Source organism: Pelagibacterium sp. H642, from assembly GCF_031202855.1.
Lineage (GTDB): Bacteria > Pseudomonadota > Alphaproteobacteria > Rhizobiales > Devosiaceae > Pelagibacterium.
The window spans coordinates 2467325-2487123 of sequence record NZ_CP101829.1; the positions used below are offsets into that span (position 1 = coordinate 2467325).

21 protein-coding genes are annotated in these 19799 nt (G+C 62.0%); 12 read left to right on the forward strand and 9 right to left on the reverse strand.

Annotation, left to right across the window (positions count from 1 at the left end):
* Window positions 1–34: 34 nt before the first annotated feature.
* The 11 genes from NO934_RS12140 (at window position 35) to NO934_RS12190 (ending at window position 11026) form a co-directional block, all read left to right on the forward strand.
* Entirely contained in the window at window positions 35–955 is a 921-nt protein-coding gene (locus NO934_RS12140) for a sugar ABC transporter permease (RefSeq protein WP_309160228.1), read from the forward strand.
* Window positions 952–1821, forward strand: a complete 870-nt coding sequence (locus tag NO934_RS12145) for a carbohydrate ABC transporter permease (protein WP_309160229.1) — start codon at window positions 952–954, stop codon at window positions 1819–1821. The genes NO934_RS12140 and NO934_RS12145 overlap by 4 nt, the downstream gene beginning before the upstream one ends.
* Complete coding sequence (locus tag NO934_RS12150; protein WP_309160230.1) at window positions 1818–2483, forward strand: putative N-acetylmannosamine-6-phosphate 2-epimerase; 666 nt, start codon at window positions 1818–1820, stop codon at window positions 2481–2483. Before NO934_RS12145 ends, NO934_RS12150 begins: the two co-directional genes overlap by 4 nt.
* Complete coding sequence (locus tag NO934_RS12155) at window positions 2480–3424, forward strand: BadF/BadG/BcrA/BcrD ATPase family protein (RefSeq protein ID WP_309160231.1); 945 nt, start codon at window positions 2480–2482, stop codon at window positions 3422–3424. Before NO934_RS12150 ends, NO934_RS12155 begins: the two co-directional genes overlap by 4 nt.
* A gap of 112 nt (window positions 3425–3536) precedes the next feature.
* Window positions 3537–4574, forward strand: coding sequence for a LacI family DNA-binding transcriptional regulator (locus NO934_RS12160; RefSeq protein WP_309163719.1), 1038 nt, complete (start codon window positions 3537–3539; stop codon window positions 4572–4574).
* Between the two features lie 3 nt (window positions 4575–4577).
* A complete protein-coding gene (locus NO934_RS12165; protein ID WP_309160232.1) occupies window positions 4578–6188 on the forward strand; it encodes an FAD-dependent oxidoreductase in 1611 nt (536 codons plus the stop codon).
* Between the two features lie 35 nt (window positions 6189–6223).
* Entirely contained in the window at window positions 6224–7489 is a 1266-nt protein-coding gene (locus NO934_RS12170; protein WP_309160233.1) for a sugar ABC transporter substrate-binding protein, read from the forward strand.
* 22 nt (window positions 7490–7511) lie between these two features.
* The gene (locus NO934_RS12175; RefSeq protein ID WP_309160234.1) at window positions 7512–8444 is read left to right on the forward strand and encodes a sugar ABC transporter permease; all 933 of its coding nucleotides are present in this window, start codon (window positions 7512–7514) and stop codon (window positions 8442–8444) included.
* The gene (locus NO934_RS12180; protein WP_309160235.1) at window positions 8434–9276 is read left to right on the forward strand and encodes a carbohydrate ABC transporter permease; all 843 of its coding nucleotides are present in this window, start codon (window positions 8434–8436) and stop codon (window positions 9274–9276) included. Before NO934_RS12175 ends, NO934_RS12180 begins: the two co-directional genes overlap by 11 nt.
* A 3-nt stretch (window positions 9277–9279) precedes the next feature.
* Complete coding sequence (locus NO934_RS12185; RefSeq protein WP_309160236.1) at window positions 9280–10326, forward strand: sn-glycerol-3-phosphate ABC transporter ATP-binding protein UgpC; 1047 nt, start codon at window positions 9280–9282, stop codon at window positions 10324–10326.
* 10 nt (window positions 10327–10336) lie between these two features.
* Entirely contained in the window at window positions 10337–11026 is a 690-nt protein-coding gene (locus tag NO934_RS12190) for a hypothetical protein (RefSeq protein ID WP_309160237.1), read from the forward strand.
* A gap of 15 nt (window positions 11027–11041) precedes the next feature.
* On the opposite strand, the gene NO934_RS12195 is transcribed toward NO934_RS12190, so the two are convergent.
* The 6 genes from NO934_RS12195 to NO934_RS12220 all read right to left on the reverse strand — a co-directional run bounded on the left by NO934_RS12195 (window position 11042) and on the right by NO934_RS12220 (window position 16087).
* On the reverse strand, window positions 11042–11866 hold the full coding sequence (locus NO934_RS12195; protein WP_309160238.1) for a sulfite exporter TauE/SafE family protein: 825 nt from the start codon (window positions 11864–11866) through the stop codon (window positions 11042–11044).
* 57 nt (window positions 11867–11923) lie between these two features.
* A complete protein-coding gene (locus NO934_RS12200) occupies window positions 11924–12640 on the reverse strand; it encodes a fumarylacetoacetate hydrolase family protein (RefSeq protein ID WP_309160239.1) in 717 nt (238 codons plus the stop codon).
* A 2-nt stretch (window positions 12641–12642) separates the two neighbouring features.
* A complete protein-coding gene (locus tag NO934_RS12205) occupies window positions 12643–13395 on the reverse strand; it encodes an ABC transporter permease subunit (protein WP_309160240.1) in 753 nt (250 codons plus the stop codon).
* A 3-nt stretch (window positions 13396–13398) separates the two neighbouring features.
* Window positions 13399–14208 (reverse strand): ABC transporter ATP-binding protein, encoded by an 810-nt coding sequence (locus NO934_RS12210; RefSeq protein WP_309160241.1) that lies wholly within the window; start codon window positions 14206–14208, stop codon window positions 13399–13401.
* The gene (locus NO934_RS12215; RefSeq protein WP_309160242.1) at window positions 14205–15032 is read right to left on the reverse strand and encodes an ABC transporter permease subunit; all 828 of its coding nucleotides are present in this window, start codon (window positions 15030–15032) and stop codon (window positions 14205–14207) included. The genes NO934_RS12210 and NO934_RS12215 overlap by 4 nt, the downstream gene beginning before the upstream one ends.
* 65 nt (window positions 15033–15097) lie before the next feature.
* Window positions 15098–16087: an ABC transporter substrate-binding protein gene (locus tag NO934_RS12220; RefSeq protein ID WP_309160243.1), complete on the reverse strand. Its 990-nt coding sequence runs from the start codon at window positions 16085–16087 to the stop codon at window positions 15098–15100.
* A 299-nt stretch (window positions 16088–16386) separates the two neighbouring features.
* Between NO934_RS12220 and NO934_RS12225 the strand changes: the two genes are divergently transcribed.
* Window positions 16387–17094, forward strand: a complete 708-nt coding sequence (locus tag NO934_RS12225) for an FCD domain-containing protein (RefSeq protein ID WP_309163721.1) — start codon at window positions 16387–16389, stop codon at window positions 17092–17094.
* Window positions 17095–17108: 14 nt separating this feature from the next.
* On the opposite strand, the gene NO934_RS12230 is transcribed toward NO934_RS12225, so the two are convergent.
* The 3 genes from NO934_RS12230 to NO934_RS12240 form a co-directional block, all read right to left on the reverse strand.
* The gene (locus tag NO934_RS12230) at window positions 17109–17690 is read right to left on the reverse strand and encodes a hypothetical protein (protein WP_309160244.1); all 582 of its coding nucleotides are present in this window, start codon (window positions 17688–17690) and stop codon (window positions 17109–17111) included.
* Between the two features lie 134 nt (window positions 17691–17824).
* Window positions 17825–19123 (reverse strand): flavin-dependent oxidoreductase, encoded by a 1299-nt coding sequence (locus NO934_RS12235; protein WP_309160245.1) that lies wholly within the window; start codon window positions 19121–19123, stop codon window positions 17825–17827.
* 80 nt (window positions 19124–19203) lie between these two features.
* Window positions 19204–19671 (reverse strand): DUF3237 domain-containing protein, encoded by a 468-nt coding sequence (locus tag NO934_RS12240; RefSeq protein WP_309160246.1) that lies wholly within the window; start codon window positions 19669–19671, stop codon window positions 19204–19206.
* Between the last annotated feature and the right edge of the window lie 128 nt (window positions 19672–19799).

A 19799-nucleotide genomic window follows, 5' to 3' on the forward strand; every position in this document is an offset into this window, starting at 1 on the left:
TCCTCTAAACCACAAGCGCGAAGCGAAACGCTCAATGCCCCAACTCAGGATGACCGGACGCGGCCTCTGGATCACCGTGCTCATCGTGCCGCCCCTGGTGTTCGTGGCGCTGTTCATCGTCTATCCGATCATCTCGGCCTTCGCTTACGCGTTTTTCGACTGGCAGGGCCTGCGGCGCGGCGCGTTCGTGGGGTTCGAAAATTTCCATACGGTGTTGTTCGTCGAACCCTACCGTAGCTGGACAATCAACGCCTTCAGCCACAACGTCATCGTGTTCTTCGCGCTGATGGTGCTCCAGAACGGGGTGGGGTTCATCCTGGCCTACGCGCTCTGGCGCGAGCTGCCCGGTGCCCGCTTTCACCGGATTGCGGTGTTCCTGCCCGTGGTGCTCTCGACCATCATCGTGGCCTATCTCTTCAAGCTGTTCCTGCACCCGCTGTTTGGCGTGGTGAACATCAGCCTGCGCGGCATCGGGCTCGATTGGCTCGCCCAGCCCTGGCTGGGGCAGAGTTCGACCGCGCTTTGGTCGCTGATCATCGCGCAGGCCTGGCACATGGTGGGGTTTCCCACGCTGGTGTTCCTGGCCGGCATGCAGCGCATTCCCGGCGAAATTCTCGATGCCGTACGCATGGAGACAGAGAGCGAATGGGTGAAGATCTCCAAGATCGTCTGGCCGCTTGTCGCGCCCAGCGCCACCATCGTCTTCACGCTGCTGTTCGTGGGGGCGTTCAACTGGTTCGAACTGCCCTATATCATGGCCGGACTTGACGGATCGCCCTATGGGTCAACCGACGTTCTGGGGCTTTATTTCTATCGCACGGCATTCGGCAACGTTTCCTCCGGGCAGCAGGATTTCGGGCTGGGCAGCGCGCTGGCGGTGCTGATCTTCATCTTCATTGCCGCCGTTGCCACGGTGATCACCGTGCGGCTGCGGGCTCGGGAGATCCAGGTATGACCGTCGCTTCCGCTTCGACGAGCTATTACGAGCGCCGCGGGCTGCTGGGGACGCTCGGACGCGACGGGCTGTTGCAGATCATCCTTGTCGCCAACACCATCATCATGCTGGCGCCGATCGTCATCATGGTGTTTTCGGCCTTCAAGACCACACCGCAGATTTTCCAGTCCCCGTTCTCGATTCCCGATTTCACCGATATCGGGAACTTCGTGAAAATCTGGACGCAGACCAATTTCCTGCGCTACCTGCTCAACTCGTTCCTCGTGACCGGCGCCTCGATGGTGCTGATCCTGACGCTGGGCACCATGGCCGCCTATGCCATCGGGCGCTATCAGTTCACCGGCTCGACCTTTATTTTGATGTTCTTCCTGGCCGGGCTGACGCTGCCGTTAAAGCTCGCCATTATTCCGCTGTTCATGCTGATGCGGGACCTTTCGATCCTCAACAACCAGCTTTCGCTGATCTTCGTCTATACGGCGATGGGCCTGCCCACGGCGGTCTTCATCATGACCGGTTTCATACGCACGCTGCCCAGCGAACTCGAGGACGCGGCGCGGATGGATGGGGCGAGCGAGGCGCGCATCATGTGGTCGATCATGCTGCCGCTGGTGCGCCCGGCGATGGTGATCGCGGGCATCCAGAACGTGGTGCCGATCTGGAACGACTTCTTTTTTCCGCTGGTCTTCATCCAGAACGACGACCTCAAGACCCTGCCGCAGGGGCTGACCACCTTCATGGGCGAATATACCACCGATTGGGGGGTGCTGTTTTCCGGGCTCACGCTGTCGGCGGCACCAATCATCCTGATCTATATAGTGCTCTCAAGGCAATTCATCGCCGGCATGACCTCGGGTGCCGTGAAGTGAAGCTTGAAAAGGGTCTCATCGTTTCGTGTCAGGCGCGGGCCGACAATCCCCTGCACGGCCCGAACTTCATGGGCGCCATGGCGCTCGCCGCGCGGGACGGCGGCGCCGTGGCGATCCGGGCCAACGGCCCGGACGACATCCGTGCCGTCAAAGCTGCCGGGCTGCCGGTGATCGGGATACACAAGGTCTTTTCGGACCAATACCCGGTCTACATCACGCCCGATTTCGCCGCGGCCGAGGCGATTGTCGCGGCAGGGGCGGAAATCGTGGCGCTGGACTGCACCGAACGGCCGCGCGACGGCGAGGCACCGCAAATGCTCATCCGGCGCATTCGAGAGGAACTGGGCGCTGAGGTCTTTGCCGACGTCTCCACGCTGGCAGAGGGGCTTGCGGCTGTCGATTGGGGCGCGACCTATGTGGCGACCACGCTTTCCGGCTATACCGAGGCCACCGAGCCCAAGCCGGAATTACCTGACCTGGCGCTGCTCGAAGCCCTGGCGGCGAGGTTGGATGTTCCAGTCGTTGCCGAAGGGCGGTACAACACGCCGCAACTGGTGCGCCAGGCATTTGGGGCAGGCGCCCATGCGGTAGTCGTGGGAACCATGATCACCAATCCGCGCGAAATCACGCGCATGTTCGTGCGTGACGGCGTGCCGTCATGAGCCGATTGGTTCATCTCGGGCTTGATGTCGGCGGCACGGCCAGCCGTTGGGTTGCTTGCGATGATGGCGGGGAGGTGCTGGCGCGCGGCCAGGCGGGCGGCGCGACAGGGCATATCTTCAATCCCGCCGAAAAGGAGCGCCTGTCTTTGGCGCTTGGCGCGATCGGCAAATCTCTCGCGGAGGCGGGGCTGGCGGCGAAGAGTCTAACCGCCGGCATTACTGGCTATGGCAGCGCGGTGGCCGTCGACGTGAAGGGTCTTGCGGGCCAGGTGCTCGGTATCGAACCCGATGCCATCACCATCATGGATGACATCGTTCTCGCCTATGTCGCCAATTTCGCTCCGGGAGAGGGGCATCTGGTGGCGGCCGGCACCGGGTCGGTGGGTTTGCACATCGCGCAGGATGGCAGCTTCGTTCGGGTGGGCGGACGGGGCATTCTTATTGACGACGCCGGCTCTGGGAGCTGGATCGCGCTCAAGGCCCTAGACCAGATATATCGTATCCTGGATCACACAGGTTCTTTCGCGGGAGCCGAAGCGCTGGCCGAGCAGATGTTCGCAGAGATCGGCGGCAATAGGTGGCACGATGTGCGCCAGTTCATCTATGCCGGAGACCGGGGCCGCATCGGGAGTCTGGCGGTTGCCGTGGCGCGGGCGGCGGAGGCGGGCGATGAGACGGCCCTGGCCATCCTACGGCAGGCTGGTGGCGAGCTTGCCGAATTGGCCAAGGCCATGCTGAGCCGGGTCGGGGAGCGTCCCATCCGGTTTGTCGGTGGCGTGCTGCAATTGCATCCTGTTATCCTCGGCGAAATCAACCGCTGCCTCGACCGCCATGCCGTGCGCAGCGCCAATGCGGATGCCGCGCTGGCGGCGGCGCAGCTTAGGGCAGGGCGGCATCAGGCTTGGAATGAGGTGTTGGCGGTCACCTCGTCGCTCGCCTAGGTCGCAAACGCGCTTAGCTCCCCCAATCTCCATCACACTGAGCCTTGACAGTGCGCAAATGCGTTGCTAATACGCATAACTAATACGTATTAGCGCATGTTGGAGGAGGGCGCTGATGGCGGTGAAGCGCCTTACCCAGAAAGATATCGCGCGGCTGGCCGGGGTCAGCCAGGCCACCGTGTCGCTGGTGCTCAACGGGACGGACGAGGACAGCCGGCGCATACCGGAGCAGACGCGGGCGCGTATTCAGGAGGTGATCGCCCGCACGGGCTATGTCGCCGATCCCGTGGCGCGCCGCATGGTCAAGGGGCGCAACAATATCCTCGGCGTCTTTACATACGAGCCGGCTTTCCCTTCGGCGCAGGCGGACTTTTTCGGACCGTTCCTGTTCGGCATCGAAGAGGCGGCGCAGGAGCGAGGCTACGACCTGCTGCTGATGACTGCCGCTGCGCGAGGACGTGACGGCCGCAAGAAGATTTTCGACGAAACCAACCGTCTGCGTTTGGCCGATGGCTGCATCGTTCTGGGGCGGAGCTTCGATCAAGAGGAGTTGACGCGGCTGGTGGCGGGGGATTTTCCCTTCGTCGCGGTAGGGCGCCGCGACGATGCGGGTGGACCGGTGCCTTATGTCGGCGCGGACTATGCCGCTGCGACGGGAGATCTGGTGGCGCTGGCACACGGCCATGGGCATCGCGCCTTTGCCTATGTCGGCCCGGACGAGGGTGCGGAATCGACAGTCGATCGCTGGCGCGGGTTTTCCGGGGCATTGGAGGGGCAGGCGGAACTGGTCCGGCATTGGCCCGAGGTCGGCAGCGATCCGCAGGCGGTGCTCAAGGCGGTGCGCGAGGCGGGGGCCACGGTGACGTTTTTCACTGAACTGGCCGACGCCATTCCATTCCGGCGCGCGGCGATTGCCGAGGGTCTATCTGTGCCGGGCGACATGTCGGTCGTCGTCCTTGGCAGCCATCTGCGCCCCGGCGTGACGGGAACGAACTTCACGGCCTATGCCATTCCCCGCGAGGAAATGGGCCGGCGCGCGACGCTCGCGCTGGTCGACCAGCTCGAAGGCCACGGCGGCATCGAGCAAACCCTTCTCTCCTGTGAACGGGTCGAGGGCGAAACGCTCGGGCCCATAAAGACCAATGAGTGAGTTGTGAAAGACTATTCAGCAGATATCGCGATCATCGGTGGTGGATTGGGTGGTGTCGCTGCGGCGCTCGCCGCGCTGCGTTCGGGCCGCAAGGTTGTGCTCACCGAGGAATATGACTGGATCGGCGGGCAGATGACCAGCCAGGCGGTGCCCTCGGACGAGCATTCCTGGATCGAGCAGATGGGCGGCAGCCGAACGTTCCGAAACCTGCGCACTGCTATCCGCCAGTTCTATCGCGATCACTACCCGCTCAACGAAGCTGCTCGCAATTGGGGCGACCTCAATCCCGGTGCCGGCTGGGTGAGCCGCATGTGCGTCGAACCCCGCGTGCCGCTGGCGGTGATGGAAGCCTGGCTCACGCCCTATATCGGGGCAGGGCGCCTCAAGCTCCTCAAACCCTATAAACCCGTCGCCGCGGAGATGGATGGCGATCGGGTGCGGGCGGTGACGCTCAGGCACAAGCAGAGCGGCGACAAGATCGTCGTTTCCGCCCGCTATGTGATCGACGCCACCGAACTGGGCGACCTCCTGCCGCTCACGGGAACCGAATACGTCACCGGCTTTGAAAGCCAGGCGCAGACGGGAGAACCATCGGCGCCCTCGCAAGCCCAGCCCCAGAACCAGCAGGCGGTGTCCATCTGCTTTGCCATCGATCACGTGGACGGCGACCAGACGATCGATAAGCCCGAGAACTACGATTACTGGCGGTCGGTGCAGCCCGATTTCTGGGGCGGACCGCTTATCGGGTTCAAGGCGCCGCATCCGCGGACGCTGGAGATCACCGAGCGCAGCTTTACGCCCAATCCCGATGACGATCCGCTGCTGGTCGATGCCGACCAGCGCCGCAATGCGGGGGATGCTAACCTGTGGACTTTCCGCCGCATCGCTGCGCGGCGCAACTTCGTGCCGGGAGCCTACGAGTCCGACATCTGCCTCGTCAATTGGCCGATGATCGACTATTTCGAGGCGCCGATCATCGATTGCACCGAGGACGAATACGAATATCGGCTCAAGCAGGCCGCCGAACTTTCTTATTCGGTCTTCTACTGGCTGCAGACCGAGGCGCCGCGCGTCGATGGCGGGCAGGGCTTTCCGGGGCTGCGTCTGCGGGGCGACGTGACCGGCACCGAACATGGGCTCGCCATGGCGCCCTATATCCGCGAAAGCCGCCGCATCAAGGCGGTGACCACCATCGTCGAGCAGGATCTATCCTACGCCGTGCGCGGAGAGGCGGGAGCCGTCCATTATCGCGACAGCGTCGGCACCGGCATGTACCGGATCGATCTGCACCCGTCGACCGGTGGGGACAATTACATCGACGTGCCCTCGTGCCCGTTCGAAATTCCGCTCGGAGCGCTGCTGCCGCGCGAGCGCTCGAATCTGTTGCCGGCGGGCAAGACCATCGGGACCACCCACATCACCAATGGCTGCTACCGGCTCCATCCGGTCGAGTGGAACATCGGCGAAGTCGCCGGTCTGCTTGCCGCATACTGCCTCGATACCGAGACGACACCGCATGCCGTGCAGGCGGACGATCGCCAGCTCGAGGACTTCCAGGGCCTGCTTCACCGCGAGGGGGTGGAGATCCGCTGGCCCGAAATCCGGGGATACTGACCCCAGGCGAACATCGATATCCAGAGGAGGAAACAATGACATCGATGAATACGCTCAAATCGGCGACGGCGCTGGCTGGCCTGATTCTGCCGCTGGCCGCCGGCCCGGTTCTGGCGCAGGATCAGATCGATCTGCGCATGACCATCTGGAGCGCCAACGAGGCGCATCTGGCGATGTTCAACGAGATCGCCGCCGGCTTTACCGAAACTCACCCCAATGTCTCGGTGACTTTCGATTCCCTGCCGTTCGACAACTACACGACGACGCTGACCACCCAAATCGCCGGCGGCAACGCGCCCGATCTAGCCTGGATTTTGGAAACCAGCGCCGCCGACTTCGTCAATTCCGGCGCGCTGGCGCCCCTGAGCGAAGCCTTCGCCAATGCCGAAGGCTACGATCTCGACGACGTCACCGAGCAGGCGACGGCGCTCTGGCGCGCCAATGGCGAGCTCCATGCCTATCCGTTCTCGACCTCGCCCTTTGCCATGTTCGTCAACAACGACCTCATTGCCGAAGCCGGGGCGCAAACGCCGGCCGAATTGATCGAAGCAGGCGAGTGGACCTGGGAGAACGCGATCGAGACCGCAGCGGCGGTCGGCGCCAACGGTGCCGATGGGCTGATCGTACGCGATTTCAACTATCAGATCTGGCAAAACCTTGCTTCGATCTGGCGCGGCTGGGGTGCATCGCCCTGGAGCGCGGACGGAAACACCTGCACCTTCGCCGAACCGGAAATGGTCGAGGCGATGAGCTTCATCCACGACGCCATCTTCAACAAGGGCGCCATGCCTGGGCCGGGCGAAAGCGTCGATTTCTTCGCCGGCGATGCTGCGATGACCATCACCCAGATCTCCCGCGCCTCTCTTCTGCCGCAGGGTGAGGATGCGTTCGATTGGGATCTTGTGCCGCTTCCGGCCGGGCCGGCGGGCGAATACGCCGTGATCGGGCAGGCGGGTATCGGCGTCTTCCAGATGGGCGACAATGTGGACATGGCGGTGGAATTCCTTGCCTACATGTCGAACCCTGAAAACAGCGCCAAGCTCGCCCAGTTCTTCCCGCCGGCGCGCCAGAGCCTGCTCAATGCCGAGACGCTGGGGGAAACCAACCCGCTGCTCTCGCCCGAGCAGATCGAAAGCGTGGTGATTGCAGGCATTGCGAATGGCCAGGTTCTGCCGGGGCATGAAGGCTTTGCCGAAATCCAGCAGGTGGTGCGAGCCGAACTCGATGCGCTCTGGACCGCGGACGCCGATGTTCAGGCGGTGCTGACCTCGGTCTGCAACCGCATCGCGCCGATGCTCTGATCTGGTTGTCGGGAACACGCCAATGACCGTCGCGGCACAATCATCATCAACCGGCAAGACGCGTAAGCGGCCCTTCTGGACGATGGAGCGCCGCGACGCTCTGGCCGGCTATCTGTTCATCGCCCCGCAACTGATCGGGATCATCACCTTCGTTTTGATCCCGCTGGGGCTGGTGTTCTGGTACTCGCTGCACGAATGGAATGTTTTGGCGCAAACGTTCCGGTTCCAGGGCCTGGGCAATTACCAGGCGCTGCTGAGCGATCCCGGCCTGCCGCAGGTGCTCGGTGCCACCGCACTGTTTTCGGTGGGCCTCGTCGTCTTCAACATGTCGCTGGCGCTGCTGCTGGCGGTGCTTTTGGACCAGAAGCTCAAGGGCATCACGGTTTACCGGACGCTGTTTTTCTCTCCGGTCGTGGTCTCGCTTGTCGCCTGGACCATCGTGTGGAGCTTTCTGCTTCAGAACAATGGCGGTATCAACGCCATTCTGGCGCTGTTCGGGGTCGAGGGGCCGAACTGGCTTAGGGAACCGACCACGGCGATGATTTCGGTGATCATCGTACAGGTGTTCAAGAATGTCGGGCTCAACATGATCCTCTTTCTCGCCGCGCTGCAGGGCGTGCCGCGGGAACTTTACGAGGCGGCGCGGGTCGATGGAACGCCGGCATGGGCGCAGTTCACGCGCATTACCATGCCGATGATCAGCCCGACCATTTTGCTGACTTCGATCATCACCATCGTGGGATCGCTCCAGGTCTTCGCCCAGATCGCGGTTCTTACCCAGGGCGGGCCGGGAATGTCCACGACGGTGCTCGTCTACTACCTCTACCAGCAGGCCTTCCAGTTCCACAAATTCGGCTATGGCGCGACGCTCTCCATCCTGTTGTTCCTGATCGTCGGGGCTCTGACCTTCGCCCAATGGCAGATGCGCCGGAGGCTCGTCTTCTATGAAAACTGATCTCTCGCCGGCGATGAAAGTCGTGGTCTACGGGCTGATGACGGTACTGCTCATCCCCTTCGTCTTTCCGACCTGGTGGATGGTCACCTCTTCGGTCAAGCCGATCTCGGACATCTTTGCCTTTCCACCTGAAATCATACCCCGGCGGGTCGATCTTTCGACCTATGCACAGGTGTTCGAACTGCAGCCATTTGCGCAGCAGTACTGGAATTCGGCCTATATTGCGGCGCTGGTGACGGCAGGGACGATGCTGTTCTCCTCGATGGCGGGCTACGCTTTCGCGCGCATCCGCTTTCCCTTCGCCAATACGCTGTTCATGGTGGTGCTGCTCGGCCTCTTGATCCCTGCCGAGGTCACCATCGTGCCGCTGTTCCAGATGTTTCTGGGCTGGGACATGATCAACACCCATTGGCCGCTGATCCTGGTGCCGATCTTCGGGGCACCCTCGGTGTTCGCGACTTTCGTCATGCGTCAGTTCTTTATCGCGCTGCCAAAGGAACTCGAGGAAGCGGCGCGGGTCGATGGGCTGGGACGGTTCAAGATCTTCTGGACCATCGCGTTGCCGCTGGCGCGGCCGGCGCTGGGGGCGGTGGCGATCTTCACCTTCCTCCATTCCTGGAATCTCTATCTCGAGCCTATCGTGTTCCTGTCTTCACCCGAATTGTTCACGCTTCCCCAGGCGCTGACCCAGTTCACCGACGCCTATGGCGGGGCAATGTGGAACATCCAGCTTGCGGCGGCCACAATGACCGCCATCCCCGTGCTCATCGTTTTCATCATCGCCCAGCGCCAGTTCGTCGAGGGGCTGGCTCATACCGGGCTCAAGGGTTGACCCATGGCTTCCGTTACACTTTCCGACGTCAGAAAATCCTATGGCAAGGCCGAGGTGATCCATGGCGTAGATGTCTCCATTGCCGATGGCGAATTCGTCGTTCTTGTCGGCCCCTCGGGCTGTGGAAAATCGACGCTGCTGCGCATGCTCGCAGGGCTGGAAACGATCAGTGGCGGCACGATCGAGATCGGCGACACCGTGGTCAACGATCTCGAGCCCAAGCAGCGCGATATCGCCATGGTCTTCCAGAATTACGCGCTTTATCCGCATATGACCGTTGCGGCCAATATGGGCTTTTCGCTCGAACACCGGGGCACGTCTAAAGTCGAGATTGCCCAGCGGGTACAATGGGCGGCGGGTATTCTGGGACTTGGCGATTATCTCGAGCGCTATCCGCGTCAGCTTTCGGGCGGTCAGCGCCAACGCGTCGCCATGGGACGGGCCATCGTGCGCAATCCGCAGGTGTTTTTGTTCGACGAACCGCTTTCCAATCTCGATGCCAAGCTGCGCGTGGTGATGCGCGGAGAGATCAAGGCGCTGCATCAGCGGCTGAAAACCACGACGGTTTACGTGACGCACGATCAGGTCGAAGCCATGACCATGGCCGACAAGATCGTGGTGCTCAATGGCGGCCGGATCGAACAGGTCGGTGCGCCGCTCGAGCTTTACGACCGGCCAGCCAACCAGTTCGTTGCGGGGTTTATCGGTTCGCCGGCCATGAATTTCATCCCGGGCTCGATCGGTTCGGACGGTTTTGCCACCGATGGCATCGTCCTGCCGCTGCCCGCCCAGGTGACGGCCCGAGGCGACGCAATTTATGGCATCCGGCCCGAACATTTCGCGCTTTCGTCCGATGGGCTGGCTGCCGAAGTGCTGGTGGTCGAGCCGATGGGGTCGGAAACCCAGGTGACTATGAAGCTCGGTGCCGCTCAGGTGATCGGCGTGTTCCGCGAACGCGTGGCCGCTCTGCCCGGCGAGACGATCTTCGTGGCCCCCGAGGTTCCGCTCGTCCACCTGTTCGATGCCGAAACCGGCGCCCGCATTAACTGAAAGCTTTGCGATGACCGACCATTTCCATGCGGCTCTGACGAGCGGAGCGTTTCCCATAGCCGTCTCTTTGCCGCGTCACGACATGGCGCTGGCCGAGGCGGCGCGGGATGCAGGGGCAGACGCGCTCAAGCTACACCTTAACGCCTATCATCGCGCCTCGGGAACGACCTTTGGCTCGTTCGAGGAGGAGCGGCCGTTCATTGAAGCGGTGGCAAGTCTCGGTCTGCCGCTGCTGGTGATGGCCGGACAGGAAACTGTGCCGAGCGCGGGGGAAATGGAGGCGCTCGCCGATTTGGGGTTTGAGGGCTTCAACGTCTATTTCGCGCATATGCAACCGCATCTTCTCGCTTGCCGGCTGCGGCCGATGCCGGCCATGGCCGACACGAGCACGGAGGCGGATCTGGCGGCGATGAATGCGCTGCCCGGCGCGATCATCGAAGCGTCGATCGTGCCCTTTTCCGCCTATGGCACCCCGCTCGATGAAGCCGATCTCGATGCCTACCGTGCCATTGCGCAAAAGAGCGCCGCCCCGGTTATCGTCCCGAGCCAAAAACGCTTCGTGCCCGGGGATATGGCTCGGCTCAGAGAGGCTGGTATCGCCGGCGCGTTGCTGGGCGTCGTGGTCACTGGTGATACGCCCGACAGCCTGCATGATGCGGTCGCGCCCATTGTGCGGGCAGCGCGGCAGATGCGGCACTAGCAGCCAGTCATTGCCCTACCAGATGCTGGTGATCATCCGTATCGAGGTGATGGCCAGGAAGGCGGCGAAGCACCAGCGCAGGGCGAGTTGAGGAATGGAATGAGCGATCCTCACCCCGAGCGGGGCGGTCAGCATTGAGGTGGGGATGATGGCGATGAGGCCGGCAAGATTGACATAGCCCAGCGAAAAGGGCGGCAAGTCCTCGGCGCCCAGGCCGAACAGGGCATAGCCGATGGTGCCGGGGATGGCGATGATCAGCCCGATCGCGGCGGCCGTGCCGACGGCGAGGCGGATGGGATAGGTGAAAAACGAGAGAATGGGCACCGCGAGCGTGCCGCCGCCGATCCCCATCATCACCGAGATCACCCCGATGACCATCGAAAGAAACTGCTTGAGCGGCGTCTTTGGCATCGGCCTGGGGGCGACATTGTCGGCGGGTTTGAACGCCATGTTGATGGCGACCAGCGCCGCGATCACCGCAAAGACCAGTGTGAGCACGGCGCCCGAGACGTTGCCACCGACCACGGTTCCCAAAACCACGCCCAGGGCGATCCAGGGGGCCCAGCTTTTGAGCAATGCGGTATCGACGCTGCCGCGCTTCCAATGGGAACGGGCCGAGATAAAGCCGGTGAAGATGATGGTGGCAAGGGAGGTGCCCACAGCTACGTGCATGCGCACCGCTTCGGATATGTCGAGCGCCAGGAATACGAAAAACAGCACCGGCACGATGACAATGCCGCCGCCCACGCCGAGCAGGCCGGAAACGACGCCGGCAACAGCGCCGGTCGCGATTAGGATGCCGAGCAGGAACAGTGCCTGGCCGAGGTCGACGTCGAACATGGATGTTGGGCCTTGAGGGAAGAGGCGGAGCACGCGGGCGCCCCGCCGGGAATGGGATCAGACGACCTTTACGGTGATTTCGCCAACGCCATCGATGCTGGCGACGATGGTGTCGCCGCGCTCGACGGCGCCGACGCCCGAGGGGGTGCCGCTCATGACTACGTCTCCGGGCTGGAGCGTGAAGTAGCGCGAAAGGATCGAGATCATTTCCGGTACTTTCCAGAGCATCTGGTTAAGATCGCCTTCCTGCCGCGTCTGGCCATTGACCGCCAGGGCGACTCTTCCCTGGTCGGGATGGCCGATACGGCTGGCGGGAACCAGAGGGCCGCAGGGAGCAGATGCCTCGAAGCTCTTGGCGACCTCCCAGGGACGGCCGAGCTTTTTGGCTTCGCCCTGGAGATCGCGGCGGGTCATGTCGAGCCCGACGCCATAGCCATAGACGTGGTCGAGCGCGTCTTCGACGGCAATATCGGTGCCGCCCTTGGAGAGCGCAACGACCATTTCGACCTCGTGATGCACGTCCGAGGTTTCCGTGGGATAAGGGAAGGTGCCGTCCGTAATCACCGCCGCTCCGTGCTTGAAAAAGAAGAAGGGCGGCTCCTTGTCGGGATCATGGCCCATCTCGACGGCATGGGCGGCGTAGTTGCGGCCGATGCAAAAGATGCGGTTGACCGGGAAAAGTTCGCTCGAGCCTTCGACCGGCAGGGTCGGGATCGGGTTGGGGGCGATCACGAAACCGGCGGTCGGATTGGCCCTGAGTGCACTTTCGCTCATTTTTAGCTCCTAACGTGTGCGTAGTATTCGATGCGTTTTTCCAGCCGGCCGATAAGGTCCGCCATGGTTAAGGCAAAGGTGAACAGAAGGACGACGAGCGCCCAGAAATGGCTCATCAGGAAGTTCTGCTGATAGAGCGAGAACAGCGCGCCAACGCCGATGATCGACACCAGCAACTGGCCGATGACCACGCCCTTGACGCCGCGAACCATGCCGAGCCGGATGCCGGCTAGGATTTCCGGCAGGGCGGCGAGCAGCACGATCCTGGCGCGCTCCCAGCGATTGGCCCCGAACGAGCGGGACATCTCGATCAACGATGGCGAGATGTTCTGAACCCCGGCGCGGGTATCAAGGACAATGATCCAGACGGCGAACATGAAGACCGTGACCACCACCGTGGGCGTGCCCAGGCCGAACAGGATCATGAAGATGGGGACCAGCGCCGACAGAGGGGCCGAGAGGAAGATGTTGACCCACATGTTGAGCATGTTGTCGATGGGCTTGAAGAGCCCCATCAGAATGCCGATGGAAATCCCAACGACCAGGGACAGCGCCATGCCCAGGGCGTAGGATGAAAGGGTGATCCAGACGGCCTCGGCAAAGCTTCTGGCGGTGACGACCTCGGCCATGGCGACGAGCACCGAGGAAAAGGGCGGGAACAGCATCAGCAGTTCGAGCTGGCCCACGATCTCCCAGATGATCAGCCAGATGATCAGCGAGGCCATCCTGGGTACTCTGTGTCCAAATAGGGTCATGGCTCAGTCCACGTATTTCTTGATGCCGTGCCAGATGTTCTCCACCGTCTCGAGGTAAACCTCGTTGCGGCGCAGAGCATCGGGACCGATATCGCCGGGAATGTCGGGATCGATGATCTCGGACACCCGGCCGGGGCGCGGGGAGAGCAGGACGATGCGGTCGGAGACGTAGACGGCTTCTTCGATCGAGTGGGTGACGAAAATGAAGGTCTTCTTTTCCACTTCGCGCAGACGGATCAGATCCTCCTGGAATTTGCGGCGGGTTTGTTCGTCCACGGCCGAAAAAGGCTCGTCCATCAAAAGGACGTCGGCATTCACCGAGAGAGCGCGGGCGAGGCCGACGCGCTGGCGCATACCGCCCGAGAGCTGGTGCGGATAGCTTTTCTGGAAGCCGTCGAGCCCCACTTGCTTGACATAGTGGTTGGCGATCTCCTCGCGCTCGCGTTTGGCCTTGCCCTGCATCTTGAGGCCGAAGGCGGCGTTTTCGAGCACGCTCGCCCAAGGCAGGAGCGCAAAGTCCTGAAACACGAATGCGCGCTCGGGGCCAGGTGCGGTCACGGGCTTGCCATTGACGAGGATTTCGCCATGGGTGGCCGGCAGCAGCCCGGCGATGATCTTGAGCAGGGTGGTTTTGCCGCAGCCCGATGGCCCCAGAAGGCTGGTCAACTGCCCAGCCTCAAAGTCGAGGTTGATATCCTTGAGCGCCACCACCTCGGTGCCATAGACCTTGGAGACGTTACGCACCTCGATGATCTTGTTCGATCCCACGGGCTCGGCCCCGTTCTCGATTGTTTCGGCACTTGCGAGTTTCATTTCACACTCCGTTTTTCCGGGCGGAACAGCAGGGTTTCGATCCATTGCAGCACGCCCACGGCGAGAACCGCGAACAGGACGATCGAGGCGATGGTTGCGTACATGTGGGCGAAATTGGCCACCGAGCGGTGGAAGGTGATGAGGTCGCCGATGCCGGTTGGGGTGATCAGCAGTTCGGCAAGCACCACGCCCGAAAAGCCTTCCGCGACGCCGAGCCGGATGCCGGCGAACATCATGGGGCTGGCGGCGGGAATGACCACATACCAGATCTGCTGGCGCCGGTTGCCCATGAAGGAATGGCACATGGAAACAAGCGAGCCGGGCACGTTGCGGACGGCCTTATAGGAATTGATGGTGATGACAGGCATGGCGAGCATCACGACGGCCACGACCTTGGCGGCAAGACTGATACCGTAGATGAAGGTCACTAGGGGGATGAGCGCCGCCATAGGGGCGGCCTGCATGACGATGAAGATCGGCAAGGCCAGCCATTCGACATCTTCGCGCAAACCCATGGCCACGCCCATGGTGACACCGACGAGAAGAGAAAAGGCGAGGCCGATCAGCAGCGGCTCGACCGTGCGCAGATAGGCCATGCCCATGGAGCCATCGGCCAGCATGGACCAAAAGGCTGCCACGGTGGCCGAGAAGGTCGGGAACGAGAAATTGAACCCCGAGCGGCCCGCCAGTTCCCAGGCGAGGGCGAACAGGGCGATCGAAAGCAGTTTCCAGATCAGAGGCACTTCCACGAGGCGGGCCAGAAAGCCGGGGGCGTCAGATCGGTCACGCAGCAGGGCGGCATCGGCCGTGTGCAGGCTAGACATGAAGTCACCAGAAGCTCGAGAAAAAGAGAGGGGCAGGCCAGGCGATCCAGACCGGCCCCTCATGCTTACTGTCGCGCGGCGTCCAGGGGGGCGAAATCCCAGAACATCGAAACATCGGTTTCGCCCTCGGGTGCGGTGACCTGACCGGCGGCAGCGAGAAATTCGAGGTCGTCGGTCACATCCTCGGGCGTGCCCCCGCCAAGCGGGAGTACGCCGCTCTCGACAGCCTCGGTGTAGAAGGCTGCGACATCACCGGCTGCTTCCGCCGGAAGATCAGGCAGAAGGTCGTATTGCTCGCGCCATTCGGCAACGAGTTGGGGATTTTCGTTGATGTCTTCCCAAGTGCCGAGCAGTTCCTCGACGAAAACGGCGACGTCCTCGCTGCGGCTTTCCAGGAAATTGGTGTTGGCATAGAGCGCTTCGTCGGTGGCATTGACGCCTTCGACGGGCAATTGCACGAATTTGCCCGGTGCTTCTTCCTCAAGCAGCCGCATGGAGGCGGCATCGACGATCGTGGCGTTGATCGTACCCTGCAATAGCGCACCTGCCCGCACTTCGGCGCCCGGAACGTAGCTGAGGTTTGAGAACTGGATGCCGTGCTGGCTTTCCATGAGCCGCATCAGCGCTTCGGTGCCCGACCCGCGTGAGTGAACGGTGACCTCCTGGCCGTCAAGGTCTTCCCAGCCCGAATAGACTTCGGAATTGACCACCGGGAAGAACAGAAGCGTGGTCATCCTGTAGAACATGCGGATCGGGGCGTTGGAATTCTGAATAAAGGCATAGGGCGCGCCAACTCCGATATCGGCCTGTCCGCCGACCACGGCCTGGGTCGCCACATCCTCGGAATTGAAGAATGTGAGCTCCATGGGCACGCCACGTTCCTTGGTGCGCTCCATGGCGACCAGGAGCCCCAGGCTTTCGACGCTTGCGATATCGCCCATGGCGACACGCATCGGCGCTTCCTGGGCCCAGGCAGGCAGCGCGCTGAACGAGATGCCAACCATCATGGTCGCCGAGACCATGGCGCTCGCCAAGATGTTGCGGGTTGTCTTCATAAGTTCCTCCTCCCTTACGAAATGACTTTCCGGAGAGGGTGGCCCTCCTCGCGCGCAACCAAATCCAGAATGGTTTGATGATTTCATCAAATTGGTTGAAGGTCAACTGCCCTTTGGTGAGAGCGGAGCCTAGAGAAGGGTTCTGTGTAAATTATTGAAATATAACGATAATGACGTGTTTATTTGGCCCATTTTTACTTTTCCGTGTTTGGTATAATCCGAAATGGTCACGTCGATTGGATTGACATGAGCCAAAATCCGGCTAAGTTGCGGATAACCAATCGAAATTGGTTTAGGTGATGGATATTGCAGACGATCACGATACGAGCGGCGAGGGCAACGGGGCGACCCTGGTGCAGTTGCGGGCCTGGCTGACCCGCCACAACTTTCCGCCCAATACGCGTCTTCCGGCCGAACGCGAGCTTTCCGAACAGCTCGGAGTTTCGCGGGCGGATCTAAGAAAGGCGCTGGCGACGTTGGAGGCAGAGGGCCAGCTCTGGCGGCATGTGGGCAAGGGCACCTTTACCGGCAGTCGGGCGATAGAAGTGCTCAGCCTGGCTGAAATCGACCGGGAAACCAATCCCGCCGAGGTTATGCGTACCCGGCTCCTGATCGAGCCGATCATTGCCCGGGAAGCGGCGCTCAATGCCACATCACGCCATGTCGAAGCCATGCATCGCTGCGTCCAACGCACACGCCGGGCGGGCACATGGCGCCAATATGAAGCGGCGGACAACGAGTTGCACCGATGCATCGCCGAAGCGACGGACAACCGGCTGTTGCTGGCCTTGTTCGACGCGCTCAACGCCGTCCGACGTGCGGTGGTGTGGGGAATGCTCCGCTCCAACGCGGACCGTCCGCCAGCCGATCACCATTCCTTCGCCGAGCATGACCGCATCATTACGGCCATCGAGCAGCGCGACCTAGAAGGGGCGGGGCAGGCGATGTATCAGCACCTCCGCGCGGTCGAGCGCCATCTCCTGGAGCCGCCATCGGCCGGTCAGTAGGAAGCGATCAGTGCTTAGTCCCGCTTCCGCAGGCCAAGAATGGCGGCCTTTTCTTCTTCGGGGTTCATGCACAGTTCGCCATTGCCGCGCTCGACAAGAAAACCACTGGCCAGCAGGTAGTCGAGTATGACGTCGGCGGTCTTGGCGTGGACCTTGCGCCAATGGCCGATCGCCGTTTCGGCCTCACTCAGCAATCGCTCGCGGGTGAAGATCGGAGTCTGTTGAAAAAGGGTCAGGCTTATGGCTGCGGCTTTTACCACTTCGGGCCCCGATTTTGCCTCCAGCATTTCGATGATCTGCCGGATAGAGGGCCTTTCCTTGTTTCGGAAGCGCTCGGGCCGCGTCTCCTGCGGTGCCTCGGGCTGTTCGGCGGGCGTGGCGTCGGCTTCGCCCGCGATCTCGGCCAATAACTTGGTCATGATCGGCAGCACCTTCGTTTCGAAATACTGGACCGAGACGGCGGCGCTCACGCTGATGCCGTTTTTCGCAAGGCTGAATTGAACGCGGTCGGGCTGGGCCGGCTTTTTCTCCTGGCTCTCCGGGCGCTCGGTTTCTTCGTTCATGAGGGCGAAGGCGTGGCGGGTGTTGGAATCCATGGTGCTCGGCATCGATGGTGCTTGGGAGACCCATCCCCTGCCTAGGTCGATTTGCGGCCCGCGCGTAGGCCCGCAATCGCCTTATGGTTTCCAAGTGGTAAATCTTCACAAGCGCCAGGTCGCTGCCGGGGCAATCAGGCGGGAACGGGCTCGGCGAGGGAGCGGCCGGCAGGAATGGTCGGACCGGCGGTGTTGAGCTGTTCGACGGCAAAGCCGGCGGCCGACTTGTACTTGGCCATGAACGCGCTGCGCTCCTCGGCTGGGATCACATCATCGATATTGTCGAAAACGCCGCCACAGCGCTCATCAACGATATTGAGGAGGCCAAAGGGACCGGCGCTACGGTTGCGCAGGATCACTTCGGAAATCGGGCCGCAGAGCTTCTCGTTATAGGCGGCGAGCGCGGAAGGGTTTACGCCCTTGTCGAGGATAGCTGCCCCCAGCACGCGCGCATCGACAATGGCCTGGCTGGCTCCGTTCGAGCCGGTCGGATACATCGCGTGTGCAGCATCGCCCATCAGCACAACCGGTCCGTCTTGCCAGGTATCGACGGGATCGCGGTCGATCATGGGGTTTTCATAGGCAATTTCGGCCCGGCTGAGAAGGTCGGGTACGTCCAGCCATTGATAGTGCCAATCGGCGAAATGGCCGATGAACTCATCGATTTCGACAGGCCGGAACCAGCCGCTGTTCTTCCATCCATCGGCACTGTCGAGTGTGCGTTCGGCAATCCAGTTGACGGTCGCCAGCCCGGTATCGGGATCGACGGGAGAAATTGGATAAAAGACCAGCCGGTGCCGGTGCGTGCCAAAGCCCACAAAGGACGATCCCGTGCGGATCGGGCGCGCCTTGGTGGTGCCGCGCCACATGATGGCGCCTCCCCAGTTGATGGGAGGCTGATCGGGATGCATCTGGGCGCGAATTTCCGAATGGATACCGTCCGCCGCAATCAGCAACGTGCCGGATTCGTTGATCGCTGTTCCATCTGTAAGCCGGATGCGGGCCGATACCGTGCCATCAGGAGCGATGTCGTAACCAGTGACCTTGTGCCCGAGCTTGACGCAATCGGGCCCGGCCCGTTCGATCAGCTTGCGGTATAGCAGCATATGCAGCCTGCCGCGGTGGGCCGAATATTGCGGCCATTTGTAACCGGCGAGCAGCCCGCGTGGCTCGGAATAGATATCGTTGCCGTTGAGCCCGACCAGCGCCCATTCCTTGGAGGGAACGCCGATGGTGTCGAGATCGGCAGGGCCGATGCCCAGGTCGTAAAGTTCGCGGACCGCATTGGGCTGCAGGTTGATGCCGACGCCGAGCGCTGCCAATTCGCGAACCGTCTCGAAGACGGTGAAAGGCACGCCGATCTGGTGCAGCGTCAGCGCCATTGCCAAACCGCCAATGCCGCCGCCGGCGATGATTACGCGTGGTTCGCTCACCCTGTTTTCCTTAGCCCTGTTGTTTTGGCCCGGTAGTATACAATCGGGCCGCTCGTGTCCAATCGGCCCAAGGTCGAGTGCTATTGCACGATATAGAGATCGATGTGGACGGCGCTGGCCAGCCGCGCGCCGGTGCCCACAAACATGGTCTTGTTGATCCAGGCGTAGGCGGGATGGCCGGTTTCGAGTCGAGCGCCCGAGCGCATGTAATAGGATTGCGGCGGACACGGCTCGCCGGCGGCGAGTTTGGCAATCACGTCAGAAGGGCCATGGCGCACTCCGAAATTGCGGATTTCGATCACCGCGCCGTCGTCGGTTTCGAAGGCATAGCGCGCGTCGAGTTCGGCGACCCCGCCCTCGAGAACGGTTTGCCAGTCGGCCCCCATGTCGAGAATGCGCCCGGAGATATCCGGACCATGGACGCGTCCGCCCTTGATGGGAATGACGCGGCGGGTGCCGCTGATGGCTGGCCCGACGTCCAGGGGCTTAGAGAGATCGACTTCGAGCGTGCAGAAAAAGGTGAGCGTGGGGGTGGGTAGGGACGGCAAAAATCTACTCCTGAAAACGAAACCCGGCCGACAAAGCGACCGGCCGCGAATGCTTGCAGCATTTTACGACACAGTCGAGCGCTAAGGCATTTCAGGAAAGAAGGGGCGGCCGCAGCCGCCCCTTCTGC

Coding starts and splice junctions, on each gene's coding strand:
- NO934_RS12140 (WP_309160228.1), top strand. CDS start 35: ATGCCCCAACTCAGGATGACCGGACGCGGCCTCTGGATCACCGTGCTC.
- NO934_RS12145 (WP_309160229.1), top strand. CDS start 952: ATGACCGTCGCTTCCGCTTCGACGAGCTATTACGAGCGCCGCGGGCTG.
- NO934_RS12155 (WP_309160231.1), top strand. CDS start 2,480: ATGAGCCGATTGGTTCATCTCGGGCTTGATGTCGGCGGCACGGCCAGC.
- NO934_RS12170 (WP_309160233.1), top strand. CDS start 6,224: ATGACATCGATGAATACGCTCAAATCGGCGACGGCGCTGGCTGGCCTG.
- NO934_RS12175 (WP_309160234.1), top strand. CDS start 7,512: ATGACCGTCGCGGCACAATCATCATCAACCGGCAAGACGCGTAAGCGG.
- NO934_RS12180 (WP_309160235.1), top strand. CDS start 8,434: ATGAAAACTGATCTCTCGCCGGCGATGAAAGTCGTGGTCTACGGGCTG.
- NO934_RS12185 (WP_309160236.1), top strand. CDS start 9,280: ATGGCTTCCGTTACACTTTCCGACGTCAGAAAATCCTATGGCAAGGCC.
- NO934_RS12190 (WP_309160237.1), top strand. CDS start 10,337: ATGACCGACCATTTCCATGCGGCTCTGACGAGCGGAGCGTTTCCCATA.
- NO934_RS12195 (WP_309160238.1), bottom strand. CDS start 11,866: ATGTTCGACGTCGACCTCGGCCAGGCACTGTTCCTGCTCGGCATCCTA.
- NO934_RS12200 (WP_309160239.1), bottom strand. CDS start 12,640: ATGAGCGAAAGTGCACTCAGGGCCAATCCGACCGCCGGTTTCGTGATC.
- NO934_RS12205 (WP_309160240.1), bottom strand. CDS start 13,395: ATGACCCTATTTGGACACAGAGTACCCAGGATGGCCTCGCTGATCATC.
- NO934_RS12210 (WP_309160241.1), bottom strand. CDS start 14,208: ATGAAACTCGCAAGTGCCGAAACAATCGAGAACGGGGCCGAGCCCGTG.
- NO934_RS12215 (WP_309160242.1), bottom strand. CDS start 15,032: ATGTCTAGCCTGCACACGGCCGATGCCGCCCTGCTGCGTGACCGATCT.
- NO934_RS12220 (WP_309160243.1), bottom strand. CDS start 16,087: ATGAAGACAACCCGCAACATCTTGGCGAGCGCCATGGTCTCGGCGACC.
- NO934_RS12225 (WP_309163721.1), top strand. CDS start 16,387: ATGGATATTGCAGACGATCACGATACGAGCGGCGAGGGCAACGGGGCG.
- NO934_RS12230 (WP_309160244.1), bottom strand. CDS start 17,690: ATGGATTCCAACACCCGCCACGCCTTCGCCCTCATGAACGAAGAAACC.